This window comes from Oerskovia rustica (assembly GCF_014836555.1).
Lineage (GTDB): Bacteria > Actinomycetota > Actinomycetes > Actinomycetales > Cellulomonadaceae > Oerskovia > Oerskovia rustica.
This window is the reverse complement of record NZ_JACSQQ010000016.1, coordinates 59,649-84,022: the sequence shown is the minus strand read 5'-3', so window position 1 is coordinate 84,022 and position 24,374 is coordinate 59,649. Positions and strand designations below refer to the sequence as shown.

Genomic DNA, 24,374 nt, shown 5'->3' with positions numbered 1-24,374 from the left:
CCGCATCATGACCGTCTACGGGACCCGGCCGGAGGCCATCAAGGTCGCCCCGGTCATCAAGGCCCTCGAAGCCAGTGACGACTTCGAGAGCGTCACCGTCGTCACCGGGCAGCACCGCGAGATGCTCGACCAGGTCAACGAGCTGTTCGGCATCGTCCCGGACCACGACCTGAACATCATGAGCCACGGGCAGACGCTCGCGCAGATCTTCGCGCGCGTCATCGAGGGGCTGGACCCGATCCTCGAGAAGGAGGAGCCCGCGGCGGTCATCGTGCAGGGCGACACGTCGACGTCGACGGCTGCCGCACTCGCCGCGTTCTACCGGCAGATCCCCGTCATCCACCTGGAAGCCGGCCTCCGCAGCGGCGACATCTCGTCGCCGTTCCCCGAGGAGGCCAACCGGAGGATCACGACCCAGATCGCCGCGCTCCACCTGGCGCCGACGGAGGTGTCCCGGGCGAACCTGCTGGCCGAAGGCGTGGACGACTCGACGATCGTGGTCACGGGGAACACAGTTATCGATGCACTTCTCATGACCGCGTCGAAGGAGGTCCACTTCGACGATCCCGCTCTGGAGGCTCTTGCTGCGAGCGGACGAAGAATCCTGCTCCTCACGACCCATCGCCGGGAGAACTGGGGGGCTGCGATGCTGGGTGTCGGTCGTGCCCTGGCCCAGATCGCGCTTGAGTTTCCGGACGTCGAGATCGTCCTCCCTCTGCACCGTAACCCCCTGGTAAGGGAAGCTCTACTCCCGGCGTTGAACAACATCGCCAACGTGACGACGATCGAACCGCTGAACTACGGTCAGTTCACCCGCCTTATGTCATTAAGCTACCTCATCGTCACAGACTCAGGAGGCATCCAGGAGGAGGCGCCCAGCCTCGGAAAGCCAGTCCTCGTCCTTCGCGATAGCACCGAAAGGCCCGAAGGCGTCGCCGCTGGAACCACGCGACTCATTGGAACATGCCAAGAAGACGTCGAGCATCAGATTCGCCAGTTGCTCAGTAGTCAAGAGCTTTACGACAGGATGGCGGGCTCCACGAACCCGTACGGGAACGGTGACGCGGCCCAGTCTTCCCTTCATGCGCTCAGGTCGAACACCGACCGTAGATCGGCCAACCCAGGAAACATGCAGACCACCACCTTCGGCACCACACGCAAGTGAGACGATCCAGATGATCCCCAGCACAGATACCCTGGCCAGACGTACGGCAAACACGGCAAAGCTGGTCGCGCGCAAGGCAATTGCCTCCGCTTCGCGACCCACCAACGCGGCAGCACGGTACAAGTACGGCTTGGAACTTCTCAAGACCGGGAAGATCGACGCCGCTGAACAGCAGTTCGCCTCGGCTGTCGAACTGAATCCAGGGCAGGCCGAATGGCAACACAAGCTAGGTTTCGTCCAGGAGAGGAAGAAGCGCTTCGAGACCGCGCTCGGGTCCTACTTGGCTGCGATCGCGCTCCGTCCTGGCGTCTCTGAGTGGCATTACAGGGCCGGAAGGTGCCTCCAGGCCCTCCATCGAAGGGACGAAGCAGTCGGGCACTTCGAGACTGCCCTACAGCTTGATCCGAGCAACAAGCGCGCGGCGCGCGAGATCCTCGCCTCGGTTCCAACAGGTGTCCCGGCGTGGCGAAAGCTCGACCTAGTAGCACGTGCAGCGCGCACCCTCACTGACGAGAACTCGATACTTGCACTGGCACGCGCCGCGAGCGCAATGCGTGACCACAAGTTGGCCGCGTCAGAGTACGCCAAGTATCACCAGATCACGTCCGGCACGGCGCAGACGCATCTCTCGCACGGCCTGGCGCTCGAAGGAATCGGGCAGGTCGACGAGGCTGTCGAGGAATACCGGGTCGCCAGTCGCCTCGATACGAAGCACGACGCCGCAACCCTGGGTCCAGGTGCGTTGTTTCAGGCTCAGGGCGACTGGGAGAAGGCCTCCGAGTGGTACATGAGGTCCTGGAACGAAGGCAATAGACTTCCGTTGATCGCCTTTAAAGCGGCGTACGCGCTCGATCGGCAGTACAGGTGGGAAGAGGCGATTCACTGGTTCAACACCGCCCTCGTCCTCGAGCCAGAGAAGGCCTACTGGAACTACAAGTTGGCACATGCACTCGAACGAAACCATGAGTACGAGTTGGCCGCAGATGCCTACTCGCGAGCTCTCGAGATCGGTCAATGGAAGCAAAACGACTGGGCCTATCGGCTGGGATTTTGCCTAGACCGAATCGGGGCTCACAAGGAAGCCTTCGTCGCACTCCTCGCCTTCGCACGGAGGCCGCAGCCACTTCAGCTGACCTCGGGGTCTGACGACGAATCGTCCCTTTCCAAGGCCGAGGGCCGGTCCCGCTCACTGCAACACCAGCTGCGCATAGCCGAGGCCGGTGTCGCGCAGTACCCGACGAGCCCCGAGTCTTGGCTAAGGCACGCACGACTCCTCAGCGAGGCGCGCGACCCCGAGCGCTCGATCCATGCCTTCGCTCGATACAGGGAGCGTGCGAACGAGATCGAGTTGGGTGCGGCTGCTGACCACGCACAGGCGCTCGCCTCCGGAGGCGACTACGTTGGAGCGACCGACGTCCTACTGGCAGCTCGCGAGTTCAGTCGGCCGGACGGAATCCCGCTCGACGAGGTCCTGACGTCGACGCACAAGCGTCGTCGCGCACTCTATGCCGAGTACTGGAGCCGCCATCCGGTCAACAACCGGGTGGTCATGTTCGAGTCCTACTGGGGGGAGAAGATCTCCTGCAACCCCCTCGCAATGTACAAGGCGATGATCAGGGATGATCGATACCGCGATGCCCTCTTCGTCTGGACGGTCAAGTCCGATACCTCCGTCCCCGAGGCGCTGCTCACGCACCCCCGAACGGTGCTGGCCAGTTATGGGAGCGAGTTATACATCCGAATGCTCGCCACAGCGGGCACCCTCATTAATAATACGTCCTTTGTCGAATATTTCGCGAGGCGTCCGGAGCAGAAGTATCTGAACCTCTGGCATGGCACCCCGATCAAGGCCATGGGGAAGCACATCAAGTCCGGCATCATGGACCACGCGAACGTCGCCCGAAACTTTCTCAATACTACGCACATATTTGCGCCGAATGAGCATACCCGAGACGCTCTGGTCAATGACTACGACATCTCCGGCCTGTACTCGGGATCCGCCATCGCGACCGGTTCACCGCGGCTCGACCAAGTAGTCGGAGCAAACCGCCACAATTCCCGAGCCGCGCTGCTTCAGAAGCTCGGCCTACCAGTGAGTCCTACGTCCCAGATCGTCTTCTACGCCCCGACCTGGCGTGGCTCCCCCACGGACCGCACCGTCGACGTCGCAGCAATAACAGACGACCTCACTGCCATGGCAAGAACGCCGGACACCCACGTGCTATTCCGCATGCACCATCTTGTCGAGAACCAACTGGAGGGTCTAGACCTTCCCGCGATTCAGGTACCCGAGGCGATCGACACGTACGAAGTGATGGGGGCCGCCGACGTTCTCGTCACCGACTTCTCGAGCCTCATGTTCGATTTTCTCGTCACCAATCGCCGGGTCATCATCTACGCTCCGGACATCGACACATATGCCGCACAACGAGGGCTCTATTTCCACCCATCCCAGGCCTTCGACGACATCTGCACCGACCGGACGAGCCTGGTCGACCTCTTGAGCTCTCATGACACGTTCACTCCTGGACCTCGCTACAGGGCCAGCCGACAGAAGTACGTCGCACATGAAGACGGCAATGCGGCACAACGGTGCATCGACCTACTCTATTCCGCTCCGAAGCCGTCGCTCCAGACAGCCGAAAAAGTTCGCTTGGTTTTCTACGCTTCTCTCATCCCGAACGGGATCACCACTTCCCTGATTAGCCTCCTAAAGACAATCGATCGGGAGAAATACGAAATCTCGCTCATCGTCGAGCCAGACAAGGTTGCGAAAGACGAGGGGCGAGCAGCGATGCTGCGCCTCGTCCCGGAGGACGTGATGTTGATCGGCAGACAAGGGGTCCTTCTGGCCACACCGGAGGAACAGTGGGTCATCGACCGCTTTACCCACACCGGTCAGATGTCATTCGCACAACGAAAACTGTTCGATGCCGCCTATGAGCGTGAACACGTTAGGGTGCTTGGAACTCCCCTACCTGCCGTGTACATCGAATTCGAGGGATACTCGCTGTATTGGATGTCTCTTTTCAGTGTCGCGCACGCAAGGAATGGCCACAGTATCGCGTTCATGCACAGCCAAATGCTTGACGAGTCTCTCGTCCGTTTTCCCAGGCTTGCCCGGATCTTCCGCCTCTACCGACGATTCGATCAGCTCGCCGCTGTCTCCGGTGCGACCGCCACACTGAATCAGGCGACCCTCGGGGCTTTGGGACACGTCAGACCCGGTCAAGTCTCCACTGTTCACAATGCGCTCGACTGGGAGTCGATCCAGTCTCGCGCGAAAGAGGAACTGCCTGCACCTGTCGCATCGGCTACTGCGAGCCGGTGGCCCGTGATCGTGACCGTCGGACGGCTGTCCACCGAGAAGAACCAGGCGGACATCATTCATGCGGTCCAGACACTTCGGGCAACGTACCCAAGGGTCCTTGCCCTCATCGTCGGGTCCGGACCGATGGAGTCGTCTCTCGAGGCCACGATCCAGTCGCTTGGCCTCGCCGATCACGTGCGGCTTACCGGACAGCTAGCCAATCCAATGCCGCTCGTTGCGCTCGCAGACGTCTTCACCTTGACGTCGCTGCACGAAGGCCAGCCGATGGTCCTCTTCGAGGCGATGACCCTGGGTACCCCCATCGTGACTTACCCTTCGCCTGGAATTCTAGAAGCTACGCACCTTGGATACGGGTCGGTCGTTAAGCCGAACAGCGACGACCTGGCCGCCGCCCTCGTCGCCACGATCGAACACCGGGGCGACTCTACCGAGGCTTTTGTTGCACCCAAGTACAACGCCACATCAAAGCGCGAGTTCGATGCCCTGGTCCAGTGCGCGCTTAAGACTGGAGACTGCTCCGATGACTAGCCCGACACTCACGACCGTGGCGACACTTGAGAACCCATGGACGAACCGCGTCATGCTGGACACGCTCGATGCAAACCCCCAGGCCAACTTTCTCCATCTTCGCCGCGCGGACATATCTACACAACGCAACTTCGTGACTATCGGCGTGAGGGACCTCGAGACCCATACCATGGTCAAGACGCTCGCCTCACGCGGATATCTTCACTACATGGCCAGCGAGGGCGAGTCACGATTTGTTCATCAACGCCGCCTTTCGACATTGTGGAAAGCCGTCATCGACGGGGACCTCTCAGTAAGCGACAATGGCGCCTACTATTCCTTGGAGCTTCCCTCCGAAGTGGAGCCTCGGCGACTTCTTGTTCTTTTCAGCAGTATCTACGCACCGCCCACTAGTGCAAGCCTGTGGCGCTACATGGCCAGAAACTACCAGCACGTCAACTCATCGATACCGGATGACACTGCCATTCTTCGTATCGCTGACGTCGGCGGTGTTCTCGGCGCGTTCTACCTGGATACGACCGCGATGCCTACCAACTCGGCTGTGATATCCGGGCTCATCGAGCAGACGATCAACGAGTTGGGTATCCCCCGTAGCTCAGCCGTCCTGCTCGGGCCGTCGAAGGGAGGGACGGGCGCCACGTTCCACGGACTTCGGCTCGGCCTCCCGTTCGTCGCGGTCGATCCGATTCTCGATGACACTCACTACGAGCAGGAGATGTCGGATGCGCATTTCACTGGACACCCTGTCTTCCCGGCTGCCAAGCAGGCCGTGTTCGGCAATCTGTTTGCGCAGGTCCTGGAGACATACTCTCCTGGTGAACCCAGAGGTCTGTTCGTGACCTCCCCGCGCTCGGCTCAGTATCCGATCGTCATTGATGCGGCCCGGGCTTTGGCCGGGGTCGTGTCGGTCATGACCGCAGACAGTCCCCGGATCAAGTCGCATCCGGATGTCGCTCGAGTGACTCTCGGTCCGACGCTCAGTCTGGTCAACAGCCTCTTGTGTGGTTGGCCGACGCCTCGCGGGTTCTTCTCCGTGTAGCGGGCCCGCCAAGAGCTTGACGGGCGGGACTGCACGGGACTCATCTCGTGCAGTCCGGCCCGTCGTCGTCGACCTGGGGCGCCCCGAACCCCTCACCCTGGATGGCGATAGGCTCCCGTGCCATCCGGGGCGGTGCATCAACGCGCCCTCCCGCCGCAGTGCTAGCGGGTCGAGAGGTCCGACTTGATCTGGCTCGTGGAGATTTCGGCGGTACGCGCAAGGTACTTGACCTCACAGAGGTCCGAGAACTCATCGAACTTACCTTCCCAGTCGTCCCCCATGACGAGCACGTCGACGTGGTAGCGGACGATGTCCTCCGCCTTCTGCTCCCAGGTCTTCTCCGGGATCACCAGGTCCACCGACCTGATCGCCTCGAGGATTCCTCGGCGCTCCTCCCAGCTGAAGTACGCCCTCTTGTTCTTCCCGGCGTTGAACTCGTCGGTGGAGAGGGCGACGATCAGGTAGTCGCCCTGCGCCTTGGCTCGCTCCAGCAGTCTGATGTGACCGTAGTGCAGAAGGTCGAACGTCCCGTAGGTGATAACTCGCTTCACTGGCTCATCCTCTAGGTTCTTCACTGAGTTGTTTCAACGGGTCGTGGCATGCTCATCGTCCGAGTGCGTCGGCGACCCGCGTGTGGATCTTGGTCTGAACATCGTCGAAGAGCGTGACAGTGGGGCTCGTCACCGCCTTTGCGGTGACCGACCGAAGCGCCTCGGCCACCAAGGGTTCCAGGGCCTGCTGATCGCGGGCGATGGGCCACGTGCTGGCACCTGGCCAGCCGCGGTAGAAGCCTCGTTCTTCGTCACGGTAGTACTCGAGGTCGGGCGCATAGTGCACCACTGGCCGCCCGGTGAGCTCGAAGTCAAAGAGGATGGACGAGTAGTCGGTGACGAGTACATCGCTCACCAGGAGCAGGTCCTCTGCCTTGGGATAGCTGCTCACGTCAAAGACGCCTGGACCTCGACCGTGCCGTCCACGTGTCATGTGGTGCGATCGCAGGAGTACACGCGCCCCCCAGGAAGCGGCGAGCCGGTCGAGCTGCAGCCGCGTGGTCCAATCAAGCCAGGAACTCCGGTCGGAGTCTCGCCATGTCGGGGCATAGAGAACGATCCGCTCGTCCACCCCGATCCCCAGGCGCGAACGAACCTCTTGATGTCGCCCGTCAGTTCCCTGGACGAGGACGTCGTCTCGAGCCTGCGGACCGACCAGGGTCTCGCCTCGATACCCCAGACCGGAACGCAGGTCCTTCTCCGCCTGCTCGTCGGGTGCAAGCAGAAGATCCCATTGTGCGACCTGGCGTTCCATCAGCCGGCGGTACGTGGGCGGCACTCTGGAGCGAGGCAGGTCGAGGAGGAGCCTCTTCAAAGGGACGCCGTGCCACGTCTGGATGAAGAACTGACCGTCCGACTTCGAGAAGTAGTGCGGAAAGTTGTTGTTGCTGATGAGGACCTTCGTCGACTTGAGCGCCATGTGCCACTCACGCGATCCCGTCACCAGAGGGATGGCGTCGGCCGGCAGCAGAACGCTGTGGTCCGTCACCGACCAGTAGAACGGCGCTGTGACGCCTGCTCGGCGCAGCCCGAGGTGCACTGCTCCCGGGTTGTCGGCCCCCGACTTTCCGTTGAAGGACTCGAACAGGACGGCCGGACGAAGTGGTCGTTCAGACACCAGTGCCCGCAACTGCCGTTGTCCGCGTCTCGTCCGTTCCTCCGCCGTCAAGGGTGCGGTGACATTGACACCGACCGACCCGTCGCGACGAGTCTCCGCGCGCACGGTGGTGTCAACCAGTCGGACCTCGAACTCTCGACGCACGATCTCACCGGCGCCACGTACCCACTGGTCCACCTCGCCCGTCACGTGCTCCGACCATCGGAGGAAGAAGCCGTTGGAAGGCAGCGCTACCCTCCTCTGCGTCCGATCGGTCGTCGAGATCGTGAATCGCGCACGAAACTGGCCGTCACCAGCCACCTCCACCTGATGGGGCTCAACGCTGGCGCGAGAGCTCGACAGGGCCACACGAAACACCTCCGGTCGAGGATCGGCACGCCCGACGAGAACGATCTCTTCCCCTCGTCCCGCCTCGATCCTCGTGACGCTGACGCGACGCGCTCGTTCCTCTACGACGAGGCAACCCTGATCGTCGGACACCGAACGTCCTCGAGAGGTCGGATCACTCGACGACGGCCCCGAGGAAACGCGCCGGGAACGTCCTTCGCGGTCCACTCCCTCGACAAGCCAGCGCCTCTCCCCGGCGACCAGGAGCGCACCGGACAACGGCGGAAGTCTGCCCTCGAAGACGCGAGGACCTTTGCCTTCCGGTCCGTTCACGGGTAACAGCTCGCAAAGATCTGTTCCTTGTCGCAGGACGACCTTCTCGGTCGTGGCTCCGTCCCGATCCTCGACCTCGACCCTCACGTCCCGGCCGGCAACAGTCGCGGCGTGAGACAGGACCTGCACCGCGACACGTTGGACGACAAGCCGGTCGTAGTGGTCCGTCCTGGCCACGTTCCGGTGATCGTCGGCCACCGGACCCGGCCACACTCGTTGTGGCCCTCGTCGCACCTTCACCGAGGCGCGGACGTCGGCCTCGCCGACTCCTGCCGACGCGACGAAGGTGAGAGAGCCGTCGTCGGGCAGGTGTGGAACATGCACCGTCCCCTCGAACCCGGTCATCGCGTAACTACGCCAGGGGTCTGCGGCGCTCTCGTCGACGATACTGTCCGGCGCGGGCACGAGGGTGAGATCGACTTCTCCGCCGTCCTCGCGGATGGCCCTTATCCGGACGGGCACCGTGACCGCGTCGTGGTCCAGGCCTGGAACGTAGAACGAACCGCGCACACGAAGGACGTCAGGAGCTTCCCACTCGACGTCGCGAACCGAGCCCGCCAGCCTCAGGTCGACCGGCTGCACGTCCAACAGGGCAGGGGCGATCGCGGTGCGAAGGCGCGCCAGATACGACGGGGCGATCTCCAGCCCACGTGCACCTGGCTCGAACGGGACGCTGGTCGTGTCCTCCAACCGTGTCGCGAGTATCTCCTCGACGTCCACGCGAGACCCCTCTGTGAGCACGGCCGCTAGCATGCGTTCCTGGGCCGGCATCTTCGTCCATGTCGCCTGAGGGGCGCGGCGCGCGATGCGCGCCGCACCATCAGCGAGAAGGTCCCAGTACTCGTCGTCGGACGTGGGGACGTGCCCAGCGTGCAGGGCCAGGTCCGACCCCAACCACTTGGCGAAGACGTGCGCCCTCACCTGCTCCTGTTGCCCGTCGACAAGATGGGACAGCCGGTCGATGACATCGAGCCGATCCCGCAGGTCTGCGATCTCCTGCTTGTTCTGCGACCGGGAACGTCGCCCCTCAGGTAGCCGCCAGGCGTAGACGTCACGGTTCAACACGTCGAAGGTTCCCGGAGCCAACGCCATCCGTAGCGTGGGTTCCTGGTCCTCGTAGTTGACCTCCTCGGGGATTCCGGGCACGGCCGAGTCCCACACGGTGCGCCGATAAACCTTGTTCCAGAGCACCGGCTCGTCCAAGATCTCAGGCATAGCCGCCAGTGTCGTCGCCCGTCGATCGACGTGGTGCCCCTTCTCGACGATGGCGGGTCGGTGCTGACCGGCTCCGCCGGTGCGAACGTATCCGCCCGATACGAAGTTCGAGCCTGTGCGCTCAAGTGTCTCGACCATCGCCGCATACGCCCCCGGCAGGACGACGTCGTCCGCGTCTGCGAACGCGAGGAACGTTCCTTGCGCGTGGGAGATCCCGAGGTTGCGTGCCGCACCAGCCCCGGCGGATGTGGCTCGTATCAAGCGGAGCCTTGAGTCGACCGCGGCGAGCTCTTCGACGATCGCTGCGGTGCGGTCGGTGGAGCCGTCGTCCACCACGACGACATCGATGTCTCGAAGCGACTGGTTCAGGATGCTCCGGAGACACTCGTTGATGCTCTCCTCGGCGTTGAACGCGGGCACGACGACAGTCAGAGTGGTGCATCGCTTCGTTCGTCGGAACCTCCGCCGGAGCCGCGCAACCGCATGCCGCGCCTTGAGCAGCGAGCTGCTAGGCAAGGGTGTGCCGATCCTCCGAGGGAGACCGGCGACAGAAGCTGATGAATCGCTCGTCGCCCATGACATCTGGGTCGATGGTCTGGAAGACGTCGTGGTCGACCAGGTGCACCACGAGCTGGGCCCCGGCCAACCCTTCGTCGAGGGAGGCCAGGGTGACGTTCGGGCGCCTGGAGAGCCTGGCGGGGAGCGAACGGACATGCGGCTCGACGACGAGCAGCTCGGTCGTGGGACAGAGCCTCGCGAGCTTGTCGACGATCTGGACCGCGGGAGACTCTCGCATGTCGTCGATGTTGGGCTTGAACGCGAGCCCGAGAACTGTGATCCTCGTCAGCCCCGCCCGTTCCGCGATTCCGGCAACCTGCCTGGCAACCCTTCGTGGCTTGGCGTCGTTGACCTTGCGTGCTCGCTTGATGAGCTTCGAGTTCTTCGGGTCCGATGCCACGATGAACCACGGGTCGACAGCGATGCAGTGCCCTCCGACGCCGGCGCCCGGCTTCAAGATGTTCACACGGGGATGGTGGTTCGCGAGATCGATCAGTTCCCAGACGTCGATGCCGAGGTTGTCGCTGATCACCGAGAGCTCGTTGGCGAAGGCGATGTTCACGTCACGGAACGAGTTCTCGACCAGCTTGGCCATCTCAGCGGTGACGGCGTTCGTCAGGTGGATCTCGCCCTGGCAGAACAGCTGGTAGAGGTCACGAGCGCGCTCGGCGGCCTCGACCGTCAGGCCGCCGACGATCCGGTCGTTCGTCACGAGCTCGATCATGACGCGGCCCGGGAGGACGCGCTCAGGGCAGTGCGCCACATGAATGACGGGACGGTCCTGCGAACCGTCCAGGCTCAGGTCCGGACGGGCACCGAGGATCCAGTCCGCCATCTGCTGTGTCGTGCCGGGTGGGGAGGTCGACTCGAGGATCAGGAGCTCGCCCCCCTGCAGGTGCGGGGCAATCGCCTGAGCTGCGGCCTGGATGTAGGAGAGGTCCGGCTTCCTGTCGTCCGTGAAGGGGGTTGGGACCGCCACGATGAAGGCGTCGGCCGGCGAAGGCGTGAGCGCGGCACTGAGCTTGCCCTGCGTCACGGCGCCCGCGACGTACGTCGCGAGATCCGGCTCGACGAACGGCACGTCGCCGCGATTGACGGCGTCGACGGTCCGCTGGTTGACGTCGACGCCGAGGACGCCGACGTCCTGCGACGCCAGGATCGCTGCCGTAGGGAGACCGATGTATCCCAGTCCGATCACCGCTACCGAGCTGATGCCCATGGTGCTTCGTTCTCCTTGCTCAGAACGAGGCGTGCTGATCAGCACGCCCGTAGAACTGCACCTCGCCGCTCGCAAGCAGCTCGGCGTCGGACACCGTCCAGGTGTGCGCACCGGACCCGGAGCGCACCTGGACGAAGTTGAAGCGGTCCGCCGAAAAGACACGGGCTCCCGCGTCCACGGCGTCCCGGAGAAAGGCAGAGTCCTCGCCGCGGCTCACGCCCTGGAACGGAGTCGTCGCCGCGAGGTCTCGACGGGCGACGATCGTCGGCCCCATGACGAAGTCGGTGAACCGGTGCTCCCGCTCCGCGAACCGCAGCAGCGTCGCGTCCATGCCCTCGACGTACATGTAGTGCGCCTGCTTGCCCACGACCTCGGCGCCGCTGTACGCCATGGCGTACAGCTGGTCGGAGAGGTACTGCGCGCCGTACAGGTCGTCGTCGTCCATCTTGGCGACGACGTCGCCGTCGGCTGCAGCGACGAGGCGGTTGAGGCAACCTCCGAGCGGTACCTCGGAGCCTGCGGTCAGGAGGACCAGGTCCTCGATACCCGCCTCCTTGGCGCGCATCCGCACGTCTGTCTCGTCGACATCGAACCCGTGGGTCAACAGAGCCAGCTGGAGCGCCACGTCCTCCTGGCCGCCGACCGAGCGCAGGACGTGGTCGAGCTGATGGGGCCGGTTGGTCGAGACCAGGGCGGTGACCGACGCACGCGGCACCACGGGAGAGTCAGCCAGGCCGACACCGTGCAGGACGCTCTGCACGCGGGCCCCGTACGTGTGCTCTCGCCAGATCCTGCGTTGGCCCAGGTGGGTCGCACGATCACGCATCTCCGCAGATCTGACGAGGGCCCGGACCGTGTTCCCGGCCTCCGCCCGGTCGGAGACCACGAACACCTCGTCCGCGGGGAAGAACTCACCGATCGCGCGGCTCGGGGTCGTCACCACCGGTGTGCCACAGGCCGTGATCTCGAAGACCCGGCGAGCGCACATGCTCGGGGAGTCGACGATCGAGTTCACGTTGAGGAACACCTTGTACTCGCGGTACGCGGTCAGCATCCGCTCGTAGTCGAGCGACCCCACGATCCGGCCGGCCAACGGCTCCGGGAACTGGTAGTTCGGGTCCCCGCCCTGGAAGCGGGAGAAGATCTCGAGACCGTGCTCCATCCGCGAGGAGACGTCGAACGCCCCGCCCAGGAGCAGATCCATCTGCTCGCGTCGCTCGGGGTACTTGTGGGCGAAGTACATGCCACCGAACGCGACATCCCGTTCCGGGCCACGGCCGTGCGCCCGCACCGGGTTGTGGATCGCGGGCTGGGCAGCGAAGGGAAGAACGCTCACGCGGTCGTGACCGAGCCGCTCGACGTAGTCCGGCACCCGGTGGACGTCGGTCGTGCAGACCTGGTCGAAGAGTGCCGCGGCGTCGAGGAAGTCCTCGAAGTGGACCGGGTCCTCCTTGTTCCAGAAGACCGTCGGGATGCCCTGCTCGCGGCAGTACGCGATCAGCTCCACGACATCGGGCATGGGCGCCGATGGACCGGTCAGGTGGTACTGCCAGGCCCCGCCGTTGCCGTTCCACGCCGACTCGACGAAGAGCAGATCGATCGGCTCGTCGGCCAACACCCGACGCCATGTCGAGGGCTCGAGGAGCACCTGCTCCCACTCGAACGCGAACGCGAGACGGGAGAAGTCGTCGAGGATCACCCCGACGCGCAGGTCCGGCCGCGACGGCCGACGGTCCGAGGAGTCCCACGGGTCGAACGTCAGTCCGTCTTCGCTGCGATACGCCCTACGCCCGCTCCCCGGGGACACGACCCGCCGACGACGCAAGAAGGACCGCAGCTGGGGCACACCGCCGTGCCGAAGATGCCAGAGGGCTCGGCGCGCCGCGCCCAGTCCCCCGCCCCTGCGAGTCGTCACATCTGCCATCCTGGCTCGTTGCTGTGGAACACCCTTGCCCAGCGCCTGCGCGGGGCCGCCGGCCTGAACGAGCGAGCCACGGAGTGCGGCACTATAGTACCGCTCTCAGGCCCCTCCCAGCCCACGGCCCTCAGGGCACGTAGGCGACGACCGTCCGGCCAGATCCGTGCAACGACAACGTTCCCGCAGCGTGGGGGACGAAGACCGACTCCCCCACCCGCAGCCGGGTGCGAAGGGATTCACCCGGTGCCCCTTCTGCATCGTCCGGGCACTCCACCTCGAGGTCTCCGTCCAGCGCGAGGACGATCCTCGGCCCCTCGGCAGGCAGCGGCACGGCCTCGGCACCGACCTCGCCCATGACCAGCGCGAACTCCGCGATCGACGCCCGGTACTCCCGCAGTCCCGTCTCCACCGCGGGCATGCCTCGGCGGCCCGGTGCGGGGACCGCCCCCAGCGGCCGGATCCGGGGCCGCGCCGCGGGCCCGGGGGCGTACGTCACGCAGGCCAGCAACGACTCGACGTCCACACGCTTGCTGGTCAGCCCCGCGCGCAGCACGTTGTCCGAGCTCGCCATGATCTCGACCGCGCACCCTGACAGGTAGGCGTGCACGTGCCCGGCAGGGACGAACATCGACTCCCCCGGCTCGAGCGTGACCCGGTTCAGCATCAGCGACACCACGGCCCCGGGGTCTCCAGGGTGCTGCTCCGCGAGAGCGACCACGGTCGCGTCGGCGCGCGGCGACGTCGTACCTGCTGCCAGGCGGGCCCGGACGTCGGCGACGGTCGATGCCAGGTCGGCTGCGACGTCGGGCGCTGTCCTCGCGTGCAGGGCGAGCGTGAAGGCCTCCCGCAGGCCCGCTGCCGAGCGCTGCGCCTCCAGCGCGGCCCTCATCGCGGCGACCAGGTCGCCGCTCAGCCCCTCCAGCAGCTCCAGGATCCGCACCGGCCGACGGAAGCCCGAGAGCCCCTCGAACCGGGAGACCGCCACGACCATCTCCGGCTTGTGCTGGTCGTCGTGGAAGCTGCGATCCGGCGAGTCACGAGGGACGCCCTCGCGGTTCTCCCGGTTGAACCCGGCACGCGCCCGGTGCGGCTGCGGGTGGACCTGCAACGACAGCGCGCGCTCCGCGGCGAGCACCTTCAGCAGGTACGGCAGTCGTGGACCGTAGTCGTCGAGGACACGCTGCCCGAGCATCCGGACCGGGTCGTTGCGGATCAGGTCCGCGAGGGACGCCGAAGGCCCGCCGTCGGCCGAAGCCGACGACGGGCCCTTCGGATGTGCCCCCATCCACAGCTCGGCGAGAGGCTCCCCGTCCTGCTCCAACCCCAGGAGCGTGTGCAGCGCGCTCCTCGAACCCCAGTCGTAGGACTGGAGGGTGGGCGTCAGGCGCAGGATCGGGAGGCTCATCGCCTGAGAGCGTACGTCAGACGCCCAGGGCGTCGCTGATCGGGTCGAGGGTGAAGTAGATGATGAACGCGACCGCGGAGACCCACATGAGCGGGTGGATCGCCTTGACCTTGCCGAGCGCCAGCTTGATGACCACGAAGGCCAGGAAGCCCGCGCCGATGCCCGCGGTGATCGAGTAGGTGAAGGGCATGAGGGCGATCGTGAGGAACGCGGGGATCGCGACCTCGACGTTCGTCCACTTGATGCCCGTGATCTGCGTCATCATGAGGAAGCCGACGAGGACCAGCGCAGGCGCGGCGGCCTCGCTCGGGACCAGTGCGACGAGCGGCGAAAGGAACGTCGCCAGCAGGAAGGCGATACCCGTCACGACGGCCGCGAGGCCCGTGCGCGCGCCCTCGCCAACGCCGGTCGTGGACTCGACGTAGCTCGTGTTGGACGAGACGCTCGCGGCGCCACCGGCCGCCGCGGCGACCGAGTCGACGATGAGGATCGCACGCGACTTCGGCGGGTTGCCCGTCTCGTCGAGCAGCTTGCCCTCCGCACCGACCGCGACCATGGTGCCCATGGTGTCGAAGAAGTCGGCGAGCAGGAGCGAGAAGACGAGCAGGACGACCGTGACGATGCCGACCTTCTCGATCGACCCGAGCAGCGAGAACTGACCCAGCAGACCGAAGTCGGGGACCGCGACCGGGCTGCCGTCGAGCTCAGGAGCGTTGAGGTTCCACCCGTTGGCCGCGCCCGCACCCTTGGTGCCGACGCCCGCGACCGCCTGGATGACCACTGCGAGGACCGTCGCGGCGAGGATCGAGATGAGGATCGCGCCCCGGACCTTGCGGACCCACAGGACGATCATGAGGACCAGGCCGACGACGAAGACCAGGATCGGCCAGCCCGCGAGCGAACCGGTCGCGCCGAGCTGGAGCGGCGTGCCGCCGCCCGCGGCGACGAACCCGGCGTTGACCAGGCCGACGAGCGCGATGAACAGGCCGATGCCCACGCTGATCGCGGTCTTCAGCTCGACCGGGACCGCACGGAAGACGGCCTCGCGGAAGCCCGTGAGGACGAGCACCAGGATGATGAGGCCCTCGATGACGACGATGCCCATCGCGTCGGCCCACGTGACCTCGGGGATCGACGCGATCGTGAAGGCCACGACCGCGTTCAGCCCGAGGCCGGCCGCGAGAGCCATGGGGTAGTTCGCGAACACGCCCATCGCGATCGTCATGACGCCCGCGACGAGTGCCGTGGTCGCGGCGATCATCGGGAAGTTCGCGCCGTCCGCGCCGCCACCCAGAAACTGGCCCGTACCGTCGGGGGCCGTCCCGAGGATGATCGGGTTGAGGATGATGATGTAGGACATCGCGAAGAACGTGACGAGACCGCCACGGATCTCGGCGCCGATGGTCGAGCCGCGCTCGGTGATCTTGAAGAAGCGGTCGATGCCGCTGGAACGCGGGGGGGCTTCGCGCTCGTCAGTCGTGGTGGTCATGGGGAGAATGGTGCCAGATCCCGTGTTGCGCTTCCGAATCGTCCACGTGACGTGCTAGTGACGTGTCCGCGGTCACGTCCCGCCTCGCGACACGCGGAAGGCTCACGCCGACAGACACCCACGGGTCGGCGGTCGCCGAGCGCCCGTCGCCGAGCACCCGTCGCCGAGCGCGCAGCCCGGCGACGGCAGTGCTCAGTACGCCCCGTGCCCGGAGACGACGGCTCTCGCCGTGCGCGCCAGGATGAGGATGTCGCCGAACAACGTCCAGTTCTCGACGTAGTAGACGTCGAGGCGCACGCTCTCCTCCCAGGACAGGTCCGAGCGTCCACCGACCTGCCACAGTCCCGTCAGGCCGGGCTTGACGAGCAGGCGCCTGCGCACCTTCTTCTCGTAGGTGCTGACCTCGCGCGGCAGCGGCGGGCGGGGCCCCACGAGGCTCATGTCGCCCCGCAGGACGTTGAAGATCTGCGGCAGCTCGTCGAGCGAGTAGCGACGGATGAAGCGGCCGACGGTCGTGACGCGAGGGTCGTTGCGGATCTTGAAGAGCGGCCCGGACCCCTCGTTGTTCGCGGCGAGCGCGGTGAGGTCCAGGTCGGACCCGACGCGCATGGAACGGAACTTGAGCATCGAGAACGTCTCGCCGTTGCGCCCGACGCGCTGCTGGGAGTAGAAGACCGGTCCACGGCTCGTGAGCCGCACCGCGAGCCCGACCGCGATCAGGACAGGCAACAGGAGGAACGTCAGGATCGCCGCACCGAACCAGTCCGAGATCGACTTGACCACGAACTTGGGGCCGCTGAACCGAGGAGCGTCGACGTGCAGGAGGGACACGGACTCGGCCGGGGTGATGGTGATGCGGGGTCCGGCGACGTCGACCAGCTCGGTCGTCAGCATGAGGTCGACACCGAAGGGCTCGAGCTCCCAGCTGAGGTGGCGCACGACGTCCGCGGTCACGGCGTCCGAGCCGCTCACCGCGACGCACCCGGCGCCGACCCGCGCCGCGATCTCGCCTGCCGAGCGGAGGTCTCCGAGGACGGGCACGCCCAGGATGGCGTCACCCTCAACGGCGCGACCGCTGGGTGTGCACACGGCGACCACCCGGTACCCGGAGCTGTCCCGCTCGTTCAGGTCGCGGATCAGGCGCTCGGCCTGGTCCCGGTGCCCGATCGCGAGGACCGCGGTCCGGTGAGAACCCACGGCCCGCTTGCGGTGCAGCCACTGCCGCCAGAAGTAGCGGCCCAGGAGCAGCCCGGCGAGGCCGAGCGGGAACGCGAAGATCAGGTAGCCGCGGGCCTCCTGGAAGCGCAGCAGGAAGGCGAGGATCGCGAGGATGCCGAAGAGTCGCCAGGACGCGTCGAAGACCCGCTGGTACTCGGTCGGCCCGCTGCCGACGACCCGCACGTCGCGCGTCTTGGCGAACGCGAGCGAGCCGGCCCAGGCGACGCCGATCAGGACGCTCAGCACGAGGTAGGGCAGGAACAGGTTCTCGCGGACGGGCTGGCTGATGAACTGGTCCCACCGCAGGAAGTACGCCGCGGTGACCCCGATCGTGATCGCGAGGAAGTCGGTGACGACGAGGCGGATCCGGTACGACCGCTCCCACGTGACCGACTCGAACGCGGCGCGCACCGCCCGAAGGGGCCCGGGTTGCGCCGTCGTCAGGATGTGGCGGAGTCCACGACGCGAATCGTGAATGACGCTTCCGGCCATGGCCCGGCTACCTCTCGATCAATCCGACGGCCGCTTCTGGACCGCCGGAACGCCTCATCGTAAGAGTCGGCGCACAAAGAAATGAATGACCCACCAGCCTTTTCACCCGGGTGAGAAGAACGCCCGCCCGGCGAGTCCCAAGCCTGGGATCCCGCCGATCCTGGCGCCGGTCCGGGAGACTCGGCAGGTCGGAGAATGGTGATGGACAGATGTCCAAGTCGAGGAGGACCGGAATCCTCTCGGTTCAGCGCTACGAGCGAGCCCGTAATTTCCTGTACAGCCGTCCAACGAAGGAGGAGCGGCGAAGTGGGGATCGTAGCGGCTGGGGTTGCCGCACTGGAACCCCGTCCGCGTCCCGTCTCACCCGGGAGAGACCTCTCCTCGACGGTCTTGTGACGCCGCTCACGGGTGAAAACGGGCACGTCTTCCTTGCGGGTCGCACACACCGTCGGTCGCTGCCGCTGGTCCAGCGCCCGGTTCACGGGGTTTTGCCCGGTTCGCGCCACGGCGCCCCAGACCGGAGGAGCGCCTTTTAGCACGACCTCCTTCACACCGGGCGGAACGACGCGCCGAGCGACACCGACTTCTTTTTCACCCGACGGGACGTTCGCGAGACGTAGACTGCGAGCGTGCCCTCGATGATCTCCTTGCTGGTCCACCCGGAGCGGCGCCGCCCCAACCCGCCGGCGCTGCGCGTCGATCTCAAGCCCGTGATCCTGGTGGGAATGAGCCTGTGGGCCGTCGCCCTCGTGGTCTCGGTCGTCCTCCTGGTCCTCGACCGGGCGACGTTCGAGCTCCCCGCGACCTGCGCGGCCGGGATCGTGCTCGGCATGATCGGTCTCGGTTGGGAACGCCGCAACCGGAGCGAGTACCGCTCGCAGGGCTAGGGGCGCGCGACACCGCCCTCTCGCCGCAGCACGCGCACCGCACCCGCCCTCAGCCACGAGGGACGCGGCCTAGCTCTCTATCCCCGCCCGACGGCGCGTGGTCCGGTTCGCGTGCACCGACCACCGCGGGACCCACCGCGCGAGCGCGACGGCCCCGAGCAGGCCGACCGTCCCCGAGGCGACGATCCCGCCCGCGAGGCTCCCCAGCGCGGCACCGGCCGAGACCACGAGCGGGCCGAGCGCGGAGCCGGAGTCCTGGAAGAGCCGCCAGATCCCGAGGAACTGCGCACGGACGTCCGGTGGTGCGACGTCGGCCCCGAGCGTCATGAGGATGCCCGAGCCGATCCCGTTGCCGAAGCCCATGACCATCGCGACGACGGCCACCCCCGCGACGGTGCTCGTGAGCGGCAGCACGACGATCGCCCCGCCGAGGACGACCATGCAGGGGATCGCCACCCACAGCCTCCCCCAGCGGTCCATGACCTTCCCCGCGGGGTAGAACAGCAGCATGTCGACGGCTCCCGAGAGCCCGAAGATCACGCTCGTGGTGGCAGGGCTGAAGCCCAGGTGCTCGGACCACAGGGGCAGCACGACCTGCCGGGCCGCCCGCGTGGCCCCGACCATGACGACCGCGATCCCGAGCGTCGCGAACACCCGCCAGTTCGCGGCCAGCACCGTGCGGAAGCTGACGGGGGCCATGGACCGCCGGTGAGCCGTCGAGCCGGCCGCGACGTCGGGCACGAGGGCCGTCACCAGCCCGGCGACGACGCTCGTGCCGACCGCCAGCCAGTACACCGCGGGCAGGTCCCAGACCCACAGGACCGCGGCCGCCGCGAACGGCCCCACGAACGCGCCGATCCGGTGCGTGCCCGCGAGCGTCGACAGCGCCCTGGCCCGCTTGAGCACGGGCGTGACCTCGGTCAGGTAGGCCTGCCGGGCGAGCATGAAGACCGCGTTGGTCATGCCGACGCAGAAGACCCCCGCGCCCAGGACCCACAGGTTGGGGGCGAGCGCGCACGCCACGAGGCCGACGATCGAGGCGGCCGCGGCCGTCATCATGGCCCGCCGGTCGCCGAACCGGGCCGCGAACGCACCGGCCGGCACGTCACCGGCGATCTGCCCGAGCCCCAGCAGCGCGACGACGAACCCGGCCAGCGCGATCCCGGCCCCCATCGAGATGGCGCTCAGCGCCACGACGGGGACGATCGCGCTCACCCCCGCCTCGAACACGAAGGTCGGGACGTACACACCGCCCACGAGGCGGCGGTCGAAGATGCCGGACGGTCCGGTGGCGGTTCCCGCCGTCGGACCGCTCACTCCCCGTCCCACGCGGTCTCGGCCCGCAGGTCCTCGGCCGCGGCGGGGTCGAGCAGCGCGGACTCCAGGAGGTGCCGCGCCCCGGGCCGCCCGGCGACCGCGGCCAGGCCGCGCGCCAGGCCCGCGGTCGTGGAGGCGTGGACCTCGGGTCCCGCGCTGCCCGCGCACACCCACCAGTCGACCTCGACGCCGTCCACCGCCAGGGCGTCGTGCTCGAACCAGTCGCCGGGCACTCCCGGGACGAGCGCCGCGACCCGAGGGTCGAGCGCCTGCGGTGAGCCGGCGCCGTCGGGCAGGGGGACGTCCGGCGCGCCCGGGGCCGGGAGCAGCGGCAGGTCCAGGAGGTCCGCCAGGACCGCTCCCGTGTCCGCGGCCGGCGAGGTCCGCCCCGCAAGGGCGACCGGCAGCACGGTCCGCACCTGCGCCCACATCGCGCTCGGCGCCACGGCCAGGTCCTCGGCCCGGGCGCAGGTCGCGACGGACCCGCGCAGACCGGGCAGGCGGTCGGGCAGCTCGTCGAGCTCCCCGCCGTGCGCCGAGCGGGCGAGCGCGCCCAACCCCTGCCACACCGCGAGCGCGGCGGGCAGGTCGAGGCGCGTGCCGACGTCGGGCAGCGCGGCCAGGTAGTCCGGCCAGTCCGCCGGTGCCAGATCTCCCAGGTCCGCGACCCCGCCCAGGGCGCGCACGACCTCGGCGTCCAGGCCGCTGGCCTCGGCGGGCGGGTCGGGCAGGAACGGTACCCCGCCTCGCTCGGCCGCGAAGGGCGCGCCCAGGTGCCGGCGCAACCACCACGCGGTGTACGACGGCGCGTCCCCGACCCGCGCTCCGCCCTGCGCCCGGACGGGGGCGAGGAGGGCGGCGCGGGCCTCGGGCTCGCGGGCCACGCGCGCGAGGAACGCGGGCCACGCGTCGTCGGCGACGGCGTCCAGGTCCGCGACGGCGTCGAGGTCCCCCACGTACGCCCCTCCCCCGACGAGCCCGCCGAGGAAGGCGAGGTAGTCGGCCCAGCCGTCGAGCCACGACTGCGGGTCGTCGGGGTCGTCGGGCAGGTCCGGGTCCACGTCCCACGGCGTCAGGACGTCGCGCACCCGGTGGACCGTCACGTCCGCCGGGACCCCGACCGCACGCAGGACGTCCTCGCCCCAGCGCGCCAGGACGCCCTCCGCGAGCGGGACCAGGCCGTCCAGGTGCTCGGCGGACCACGACCCGGGCACGACGCACTCCCGCGCCGCGGACAGCTCGCCGTCGGCCGTCGGCAGCGGGAGCTCGCCCCACCAGAAGGGCACGTCCTCGGGCAGCGCTCCCTCGGCGAGCGCAGCAGGCACGAGGGCCAGCACCTGCCCGACGGCGGCGGGCACCGGGTCCTGGACCTCGCCGCCCGCGTCGAGGTCGTCGAGCAGGTCGCCGTCGGCGACCTGGTCCGCGAGGTGCAGCACATGATCCCTGACCGCAGGCTCGGTCAGCAGCCCACGAGCCGACGACGGCGTCGCCCCCAGCCGCTCAAGGAGCGGGTGAGCGGCGTCGGGATGGACGAGCCGCAGGCCGAGCGAGCGTGCGAGGTCGGGGACACCGGCCGACCCCGCCGCGTCGTCCCTGCCCGAGTCGGCGGCCCCCAGGAGCAGGACCCCGCGGGCTCCCCGCGCGGTCCGGCCGTCGGCGAGCGGGACCGTGACCGCACCGAGCGCGTCGAGCACCCCCGGCTGACCCACGTGCGGGGCGAGGGCCGCGTAGACGTCGCGCCACGCGGTCGGGTCCATGCCCGCGGGCAGCTCGTCGAGCAGGTCCGCGAGCTCACGGGACCGCACACCGAGCGACCGCGCGACCGCGTGCAGCGACGGCGGCACGTCGACGAGGTCCGGCACCGCCCGACCGAGGACTGCCACCACCGCCGCGTCGCGTCCGACCTCGCCCGCGAGGACCTGGGCATCGCGCGGCGCGACCATCCGGCCGACGGCGCGCAGCACGGGCGGCCCGTCGACGTCGGCCCCCGGAAGCGGCGGCGACAGCAGGGGCGTGGCGCGCAGCGCGCCGAGCACCGCGTCCCGGACCTGGGCGTCGAGCGCCCCGGCAGGCAACCCCGTCGGTACGAGGCCCAGGACCGACGCGCCGCGCTCGGCGGCGACGAGCCCGAGCAGCCGCGCGTACGCACCGCCCGCGAGCCCGGCGAGCGCGGAGGTGACCGGACCGGGCAGGACGTGCCGGCGGCTCGGGTCCAGGGGGAACGAGGCGACGAGGAGCGCCGCGAAGGTCAACGGCTCGTCGGTCGGCGTCGGAGCGTGCAGCACCCCCGCGACCACCTCGCTCGGCGCGGGAGCCGACCGGGGCAGCGCCCACAGCAGGCTCCATCCGGCGTGCCGCTGCTCGACCGGGAGCGTGCCCAGGAGGCCCGCGTCGAAGGCCCCGCGCTCGCGCACGACCGTCCAGCGCGCGGCGACGTCGTGCAGACGGCGCGCCCGCAGGGTCCCGTCGTCGTCCTCGACCTCGACCAGGACCTCGTCCAGCGCGGGCAGCGCCAGGAGCAGCGCGTCGTCCACCTCGTCGAGCTGGGCACGGACCGCGTCGAGCGCGCCCCGGTCCCGCAGGCGGAGGGCGACGACCGTGTCCGGCGGGGCAGGAGCGGTCGCCCCGTCGGGGCCGCCCGGACCGACGGGCAGGGCGTCCGCCGCGAACGGGAGCCGCAGCACGGGCAGGGCGTCGCCCCGCTCGCGGACAGCGGCATCGAGCCGGTCAGCCGCTGCGGCCCCGGTGCCCCCTTCCGCCTGCGCCCCCGCGACCAGGTCCGACAGTGCCGCTCGCGTCCGCCCCAGCGAGAAGGTCACCCCCCCGAGCGTCGAGCGCACCGAGACCTCGTCCGCGACCGAGCGCACGGCCGCGAAGCCCACCCCGAAACGGCCCACCCGCCCGGGGGCGCCGTCCGCGGACGGGGGCTCCGTCGTCGGGCCGGCAGGACGCTTGGCCGACGCGCGCATCGACGACAACGACTCGACACCCTCCGCGTCCAGCGGTGCGCCTGAGTTCTCGGCCGTCAGCCACCACGCACCGTCGGTGTCCTGCGCGAGACGCAGCACGAGGCGGCCCGGAGAGCCCGCGTGTGCCGCGGCGTCGGCCGCGTTCTGCGCGAGCTCGACGACCACCCGGTCGCGGTAGTAGCCGCGGGCATGGTCCTCCTCGGTGTTCGCGTCCTCCCGGAAGCGAGTCGGGGACGCGAGCCACGCCTCCGTGACGGCTCGGCGAAGAGCCGACGTCCCGAAGGCGTCCGTCGTCACCGGGCCGGCTCGTCCGGGTCCGCGTCCTGCTCCGGCGCGGTCTCCGGTGTGCTCTCTGCCCCCGACGACGACCCCGGCTCAGGAAGCGTGATCCGCGACAGGGCGAGCTCGATGCTCGCCGCAGCTTCCGCGGAACGCTCGGTCGTCGGGCCTGCGAGAGTCTCTCCCGATCCGGGTACGGCGCTCGCCGCGTCACGGGCCGCGTCCAGGAGCTGGACGATCTCGACGTCCATCTCGTCGATCAGCGGGTCCGCGGCCGGCCAGTCGGTCGGGTGCGGCTCGACGTCCGTCTCCGAGTGCGCCCCGCACCCGTGGTCGAGGCTCACGACCTTGCCGTCGTCGGGCGACCACGCGTTCGCGCACACTCCGAAGACCTGACCCAGGGCGCCCTGCAGCGGGACCAGGAACCCGCACGACCCGCACTCGGCCGCCGAGGAGACGGCCCCCGGCGCCGTGGGGCCACGGGTGCCGCGGTACCAGCGCTCAGCCGCCTCGTCGCGCCCCTCGGGGGACAGGACCCGCGCCCGGGCGAGCGCGAGCTCCTCGATCGCGACGGCGTCCTGCTCCTCGTCGCCCGTCGGCACGTAGCCGGGCTCGAGGCGCGGGTCGTCCGCCTGGAACGGCAGCACGTCGCCGACGCCGATGTCCCCCGGCCGCAGACGCTCCGACCACGGCAACCACTCGGGAGCCAGGATGGACCCGTCGCCCGGCAGGAGCTCGACCTCGCACACCGTCGCGGTGCGACCGCGCGGGACCCGGGCCAGCGTCACCGTCCAGCGCCACCCCCGGTACCCGAGCATGGTGCACGCGAACTGGTGGGAGATGAGACGGTCCTCCTCGACGACCGTCCCCAGGTGCTCGCCCACGTCCCCGACGTGCTCGGCGACCTGCTCCGCCGCAGCACGCGCGAGATCCACCGCGCCCGTGAGCACGGCGTCCTTGGCGGCGCGCGCGCTCACACGACGGGTCGAACCTTCAGCGGCGGCTACGGCAGCCATG

The 24,374-nt window shown here is 68.1% G+C and carries 14 protein-coding genes; 4 read left to right on the top strand and 10 right to left on the bottom strand.

Features of this window, described 5'->3' with window-relative positions; genetic code table 11:
- The first annotated feature begins 7 nt into the window (after nucleotides 1-7).
- The 3 genes from wecB to H9652_RS11060 all read left to right on the top strand — a co-directional run bounded on the left by wecB (nucleotide 8) and on the right by H9652_RS11060 (nucleotide 6,063).
- Complete coding sequence (gene wecB / locus H9652_RS11070) at nucleotides 8-1,165, top strand: non-hydrolyzing UDP-N-acetylglucosamine 2-epimerase (protein ID WP_191796289.1); 1,158 nt, start codon at nucleotides 8-10, stop codon at nucleotides 1,163-1,165.
- Nucleotides 1,166-1,295: 130 nt separating this feature from the next.
- Entirely contained in the window at nucleotides 1,296-5,024 is a 3,729-nt protein-coding gene (locus H9652_RS11065; RefSeq protein ID WP_191796288.1) for a CDP-glycerol glycerophosphotransferase family protein, read from the top strand.
- A 16-nt stretch (nucleotides 5,025-5,040) separates the two neighbouring features.
- Nucleotides 5,041-6,063 (top strand): XcbB/CpsF family capsular polysaccharide biosynthesis protein, encoded by a 1,023-nt coding sequence (locus H9652_RS11060; protein ID WP_191796287.1) that lies wholly within the window; start codon nucleotides 5,041-5,043, stop codon nucleotides 6,061-6,063.
- A gap of 161 nt (nucleotides 6,064-6,224) precedes the next feature.
- Here the strand turns inward: H9652_RS11060 and tagD are convergent, their stop codons facing one another.
- From tagD to H9652_RS11025, 7 genes are all read right to left on the bottom strand, one after another.
- Complete coding sequence (gene tagD, locus H9652_RS11055) at nucleotides 6,225-6,614, bottom strand: glycerol-3-phosphate cytidylyltransferase (RefSeq protein WP_191796286.1); 390 nt, start codon at nucleotides 6,612-6,614, stop codon at nucleotides 6,225-6,227.
- Between the two features lie 52 nt (nucleotides 6,615-6,666).
- A complete protein-coding gene (locus H9652_RS11050) occupies nucleotides 6,667-10,026 on the bottom strand; it encodes a bifunctional glycosyltransferase/CDP-glycerol:glycerophosphate glycerophosphotransferase (protein ID WP_191796285.1) in 3,360 nt (1,119 codons plus the stop codon).
- An 88-nt stretch (nucleotides 10,027-10,114) separates the two neighbouring features.
- Nucleotides 10,115-11,383, bottom strand: coding sequence for a UDP-N-acetyl-D-mannosamine dehydrogenase (gene wecC, locus H9652_RS11045; RefSeq protein WP_191796284.1), 1,269 nt, complete (start codon nucleotides 11,381-11,383; stop codon nucleotides 10,115-10,117).
- Between the two features lie 19 nt (nucleotides 11,384-11,402).
- Nucleotides 11,403-13,082, bottom strand: a complete 1,680-nt coding sequence (locus H9652_RS11040; protein ID WP_318244121.1) for a glycosyltransferase family protein — start codon at nucleotides 13,080-13,082, stop codon at nucleotides 11,403-11,405.
- A 346-nt stretch (nucleotides 13,083-13,428) separates the two neighbouring features.
- Nucleotides 13,429-14,706, bottom strand: coding sequence for a mannose-6-phosphate isomerase, class I (gene manA, locus H9652_RS11035; protein ID WP_191796282.1), 1,278 nt, complete (start codon nucleotides 14,704-14,706; stop codon nucleotides 13,429-13,431).
- A 16-nt stretch (nucleotides 14,707-14,722) separates the two neighbouring features.
- Nucleotides 14,723-16,195 carry an NCS2 family permease gene (locus H9652_RS11030; RefSeq protein WP_191796281.1) on the bottom strand — a complete coding sequence of 491 codons (1,473 nt, stop codon included), beginning with the start codon at nucleotides 16,193-16,195 and terminating at the stop codon, nucleotides 14,723-14,725.
- A 192-nt stretch (nucleotides 16,196-16,387) separates the two neighbouring features.
- A complete protein-coding gene (locus H9652_RS11025) occupies nucleotides 16,388-17,824 on the bottom strand; it encodes a sugar transferase (RefSeq protein WP_318244120.1) in 1,437 nt (478 codons plus the stop codon).
- Between the two features lie 719 nt (nucleotides 17,825-18,543).
- On the opposite strand from H9652_RS11025, the gene H9652_RS11020 reads away from it, so the two are divergent.
- Nucleotides 18,544-18,792, top strand: coding sequence for a DUF2530 domain-containing protein (locus H9652_RS11020; protein ID WP_225228097.1), 249 nt, complete (start codon nucleotides 18,544-18,546; stop codon nucleotides 18,790-18,792).
- A gap of 69 nt (nucleotides 18,793-18,861) precedes the next feature.
- Here H9652_RS11020 and H9652_RS11015 read toward each other — a convergent pair whose 3' ends face one another.
- The 3 genes from H9652_RS11015 to H9652_RS11005 are packed head-to-tail and all read right to left on the bottom strand — an operon-like array spanning nucleotide 18,862 to nucleotide 24,373.
- Nucleotides 18,862-20,109 carry an MFS transporter gene (locus H9652_RS11015; RefSeq protein ID WP_318244119.1) on the bottom strand — a complete coding sequence of 416 codons (1,248 nt, stop codon included), beginning with the start codon at nucleotides 20,107-20,109 and terminating at the stop codon, nucleotides 18,862-18,864.
- Complete coding sequence (locus H9652_RS20320) at nucleotides 20,106-23,375, bottom strand: sacsin N-terminal ATP-binding-like domain-containing protein (RefSeq protein WP_191796278.1); 3,270 nt, start codon at nucleotides 23,373-23,375, stop codon at nucleotides 20,106-20,108. Before H9652_RS20320 ends, H9652_RS11015 begins: the two co-directional genes overlap by 4 nt.
- Complete coding sequence (locus H9652_RS11005; protein WP_191796277.1) at nucleotides 23,372-24,373, bottom strand: DUF3027 domain-containing protein; 1,002 nt, start codon at nucleotides 24,371-24,373, stop codon at nucleotides 23,372-23,374. Before H9652_RS11005 ends, H9652_RS20320 begins: the two co-directional genes overlap by 4 nt.
- Nucleotide 24,374 lies beyond the last annotated feature (1 nt).

Coding starts and splice junctions, on each gene's coding strand:
- wecB (WP_191796289.1), top strand. CDS start 8: ATGACCGTCTACGGGACCCGGCCGGAGGCCATCAAGGTCGCCCCGGTC.
- wecC (WP_191796284.1), bottom strand. CDS start 11,383: ATGGGCATCAGCTCGGTAGCGGTGATCGGACTGGGATACATCGGTCTC.
- manA (WP_191796282.1), bottom strand. CDS start 14,706: ATGAGCCTCCCGATCCTGCGCCTGACGCCCACCCTCCAGTCCTACGAC.
- H9652_RS11030 (WP_191796281.1), bottom strand. CDS start 16,195: ATGACCACCACGACTGACGAGCGCGAAGCCCCCCCGCGTTCCAGCGGC.
- H9652_RS11020 (WP_225228097.1), top strand. CDS start 18,544: ATGATCTCCTTGCTGGTCCACCCGGAGCGGCGCCGCCCCAACCCGCCG.
- H9652_RS11005 (WP_191796277.1), bottom strand. CDS start 24,373: ATGGCTGCCGTAGCCGCCGCTGAAGGTTCGACCCGTCGTGTGAGCGCG.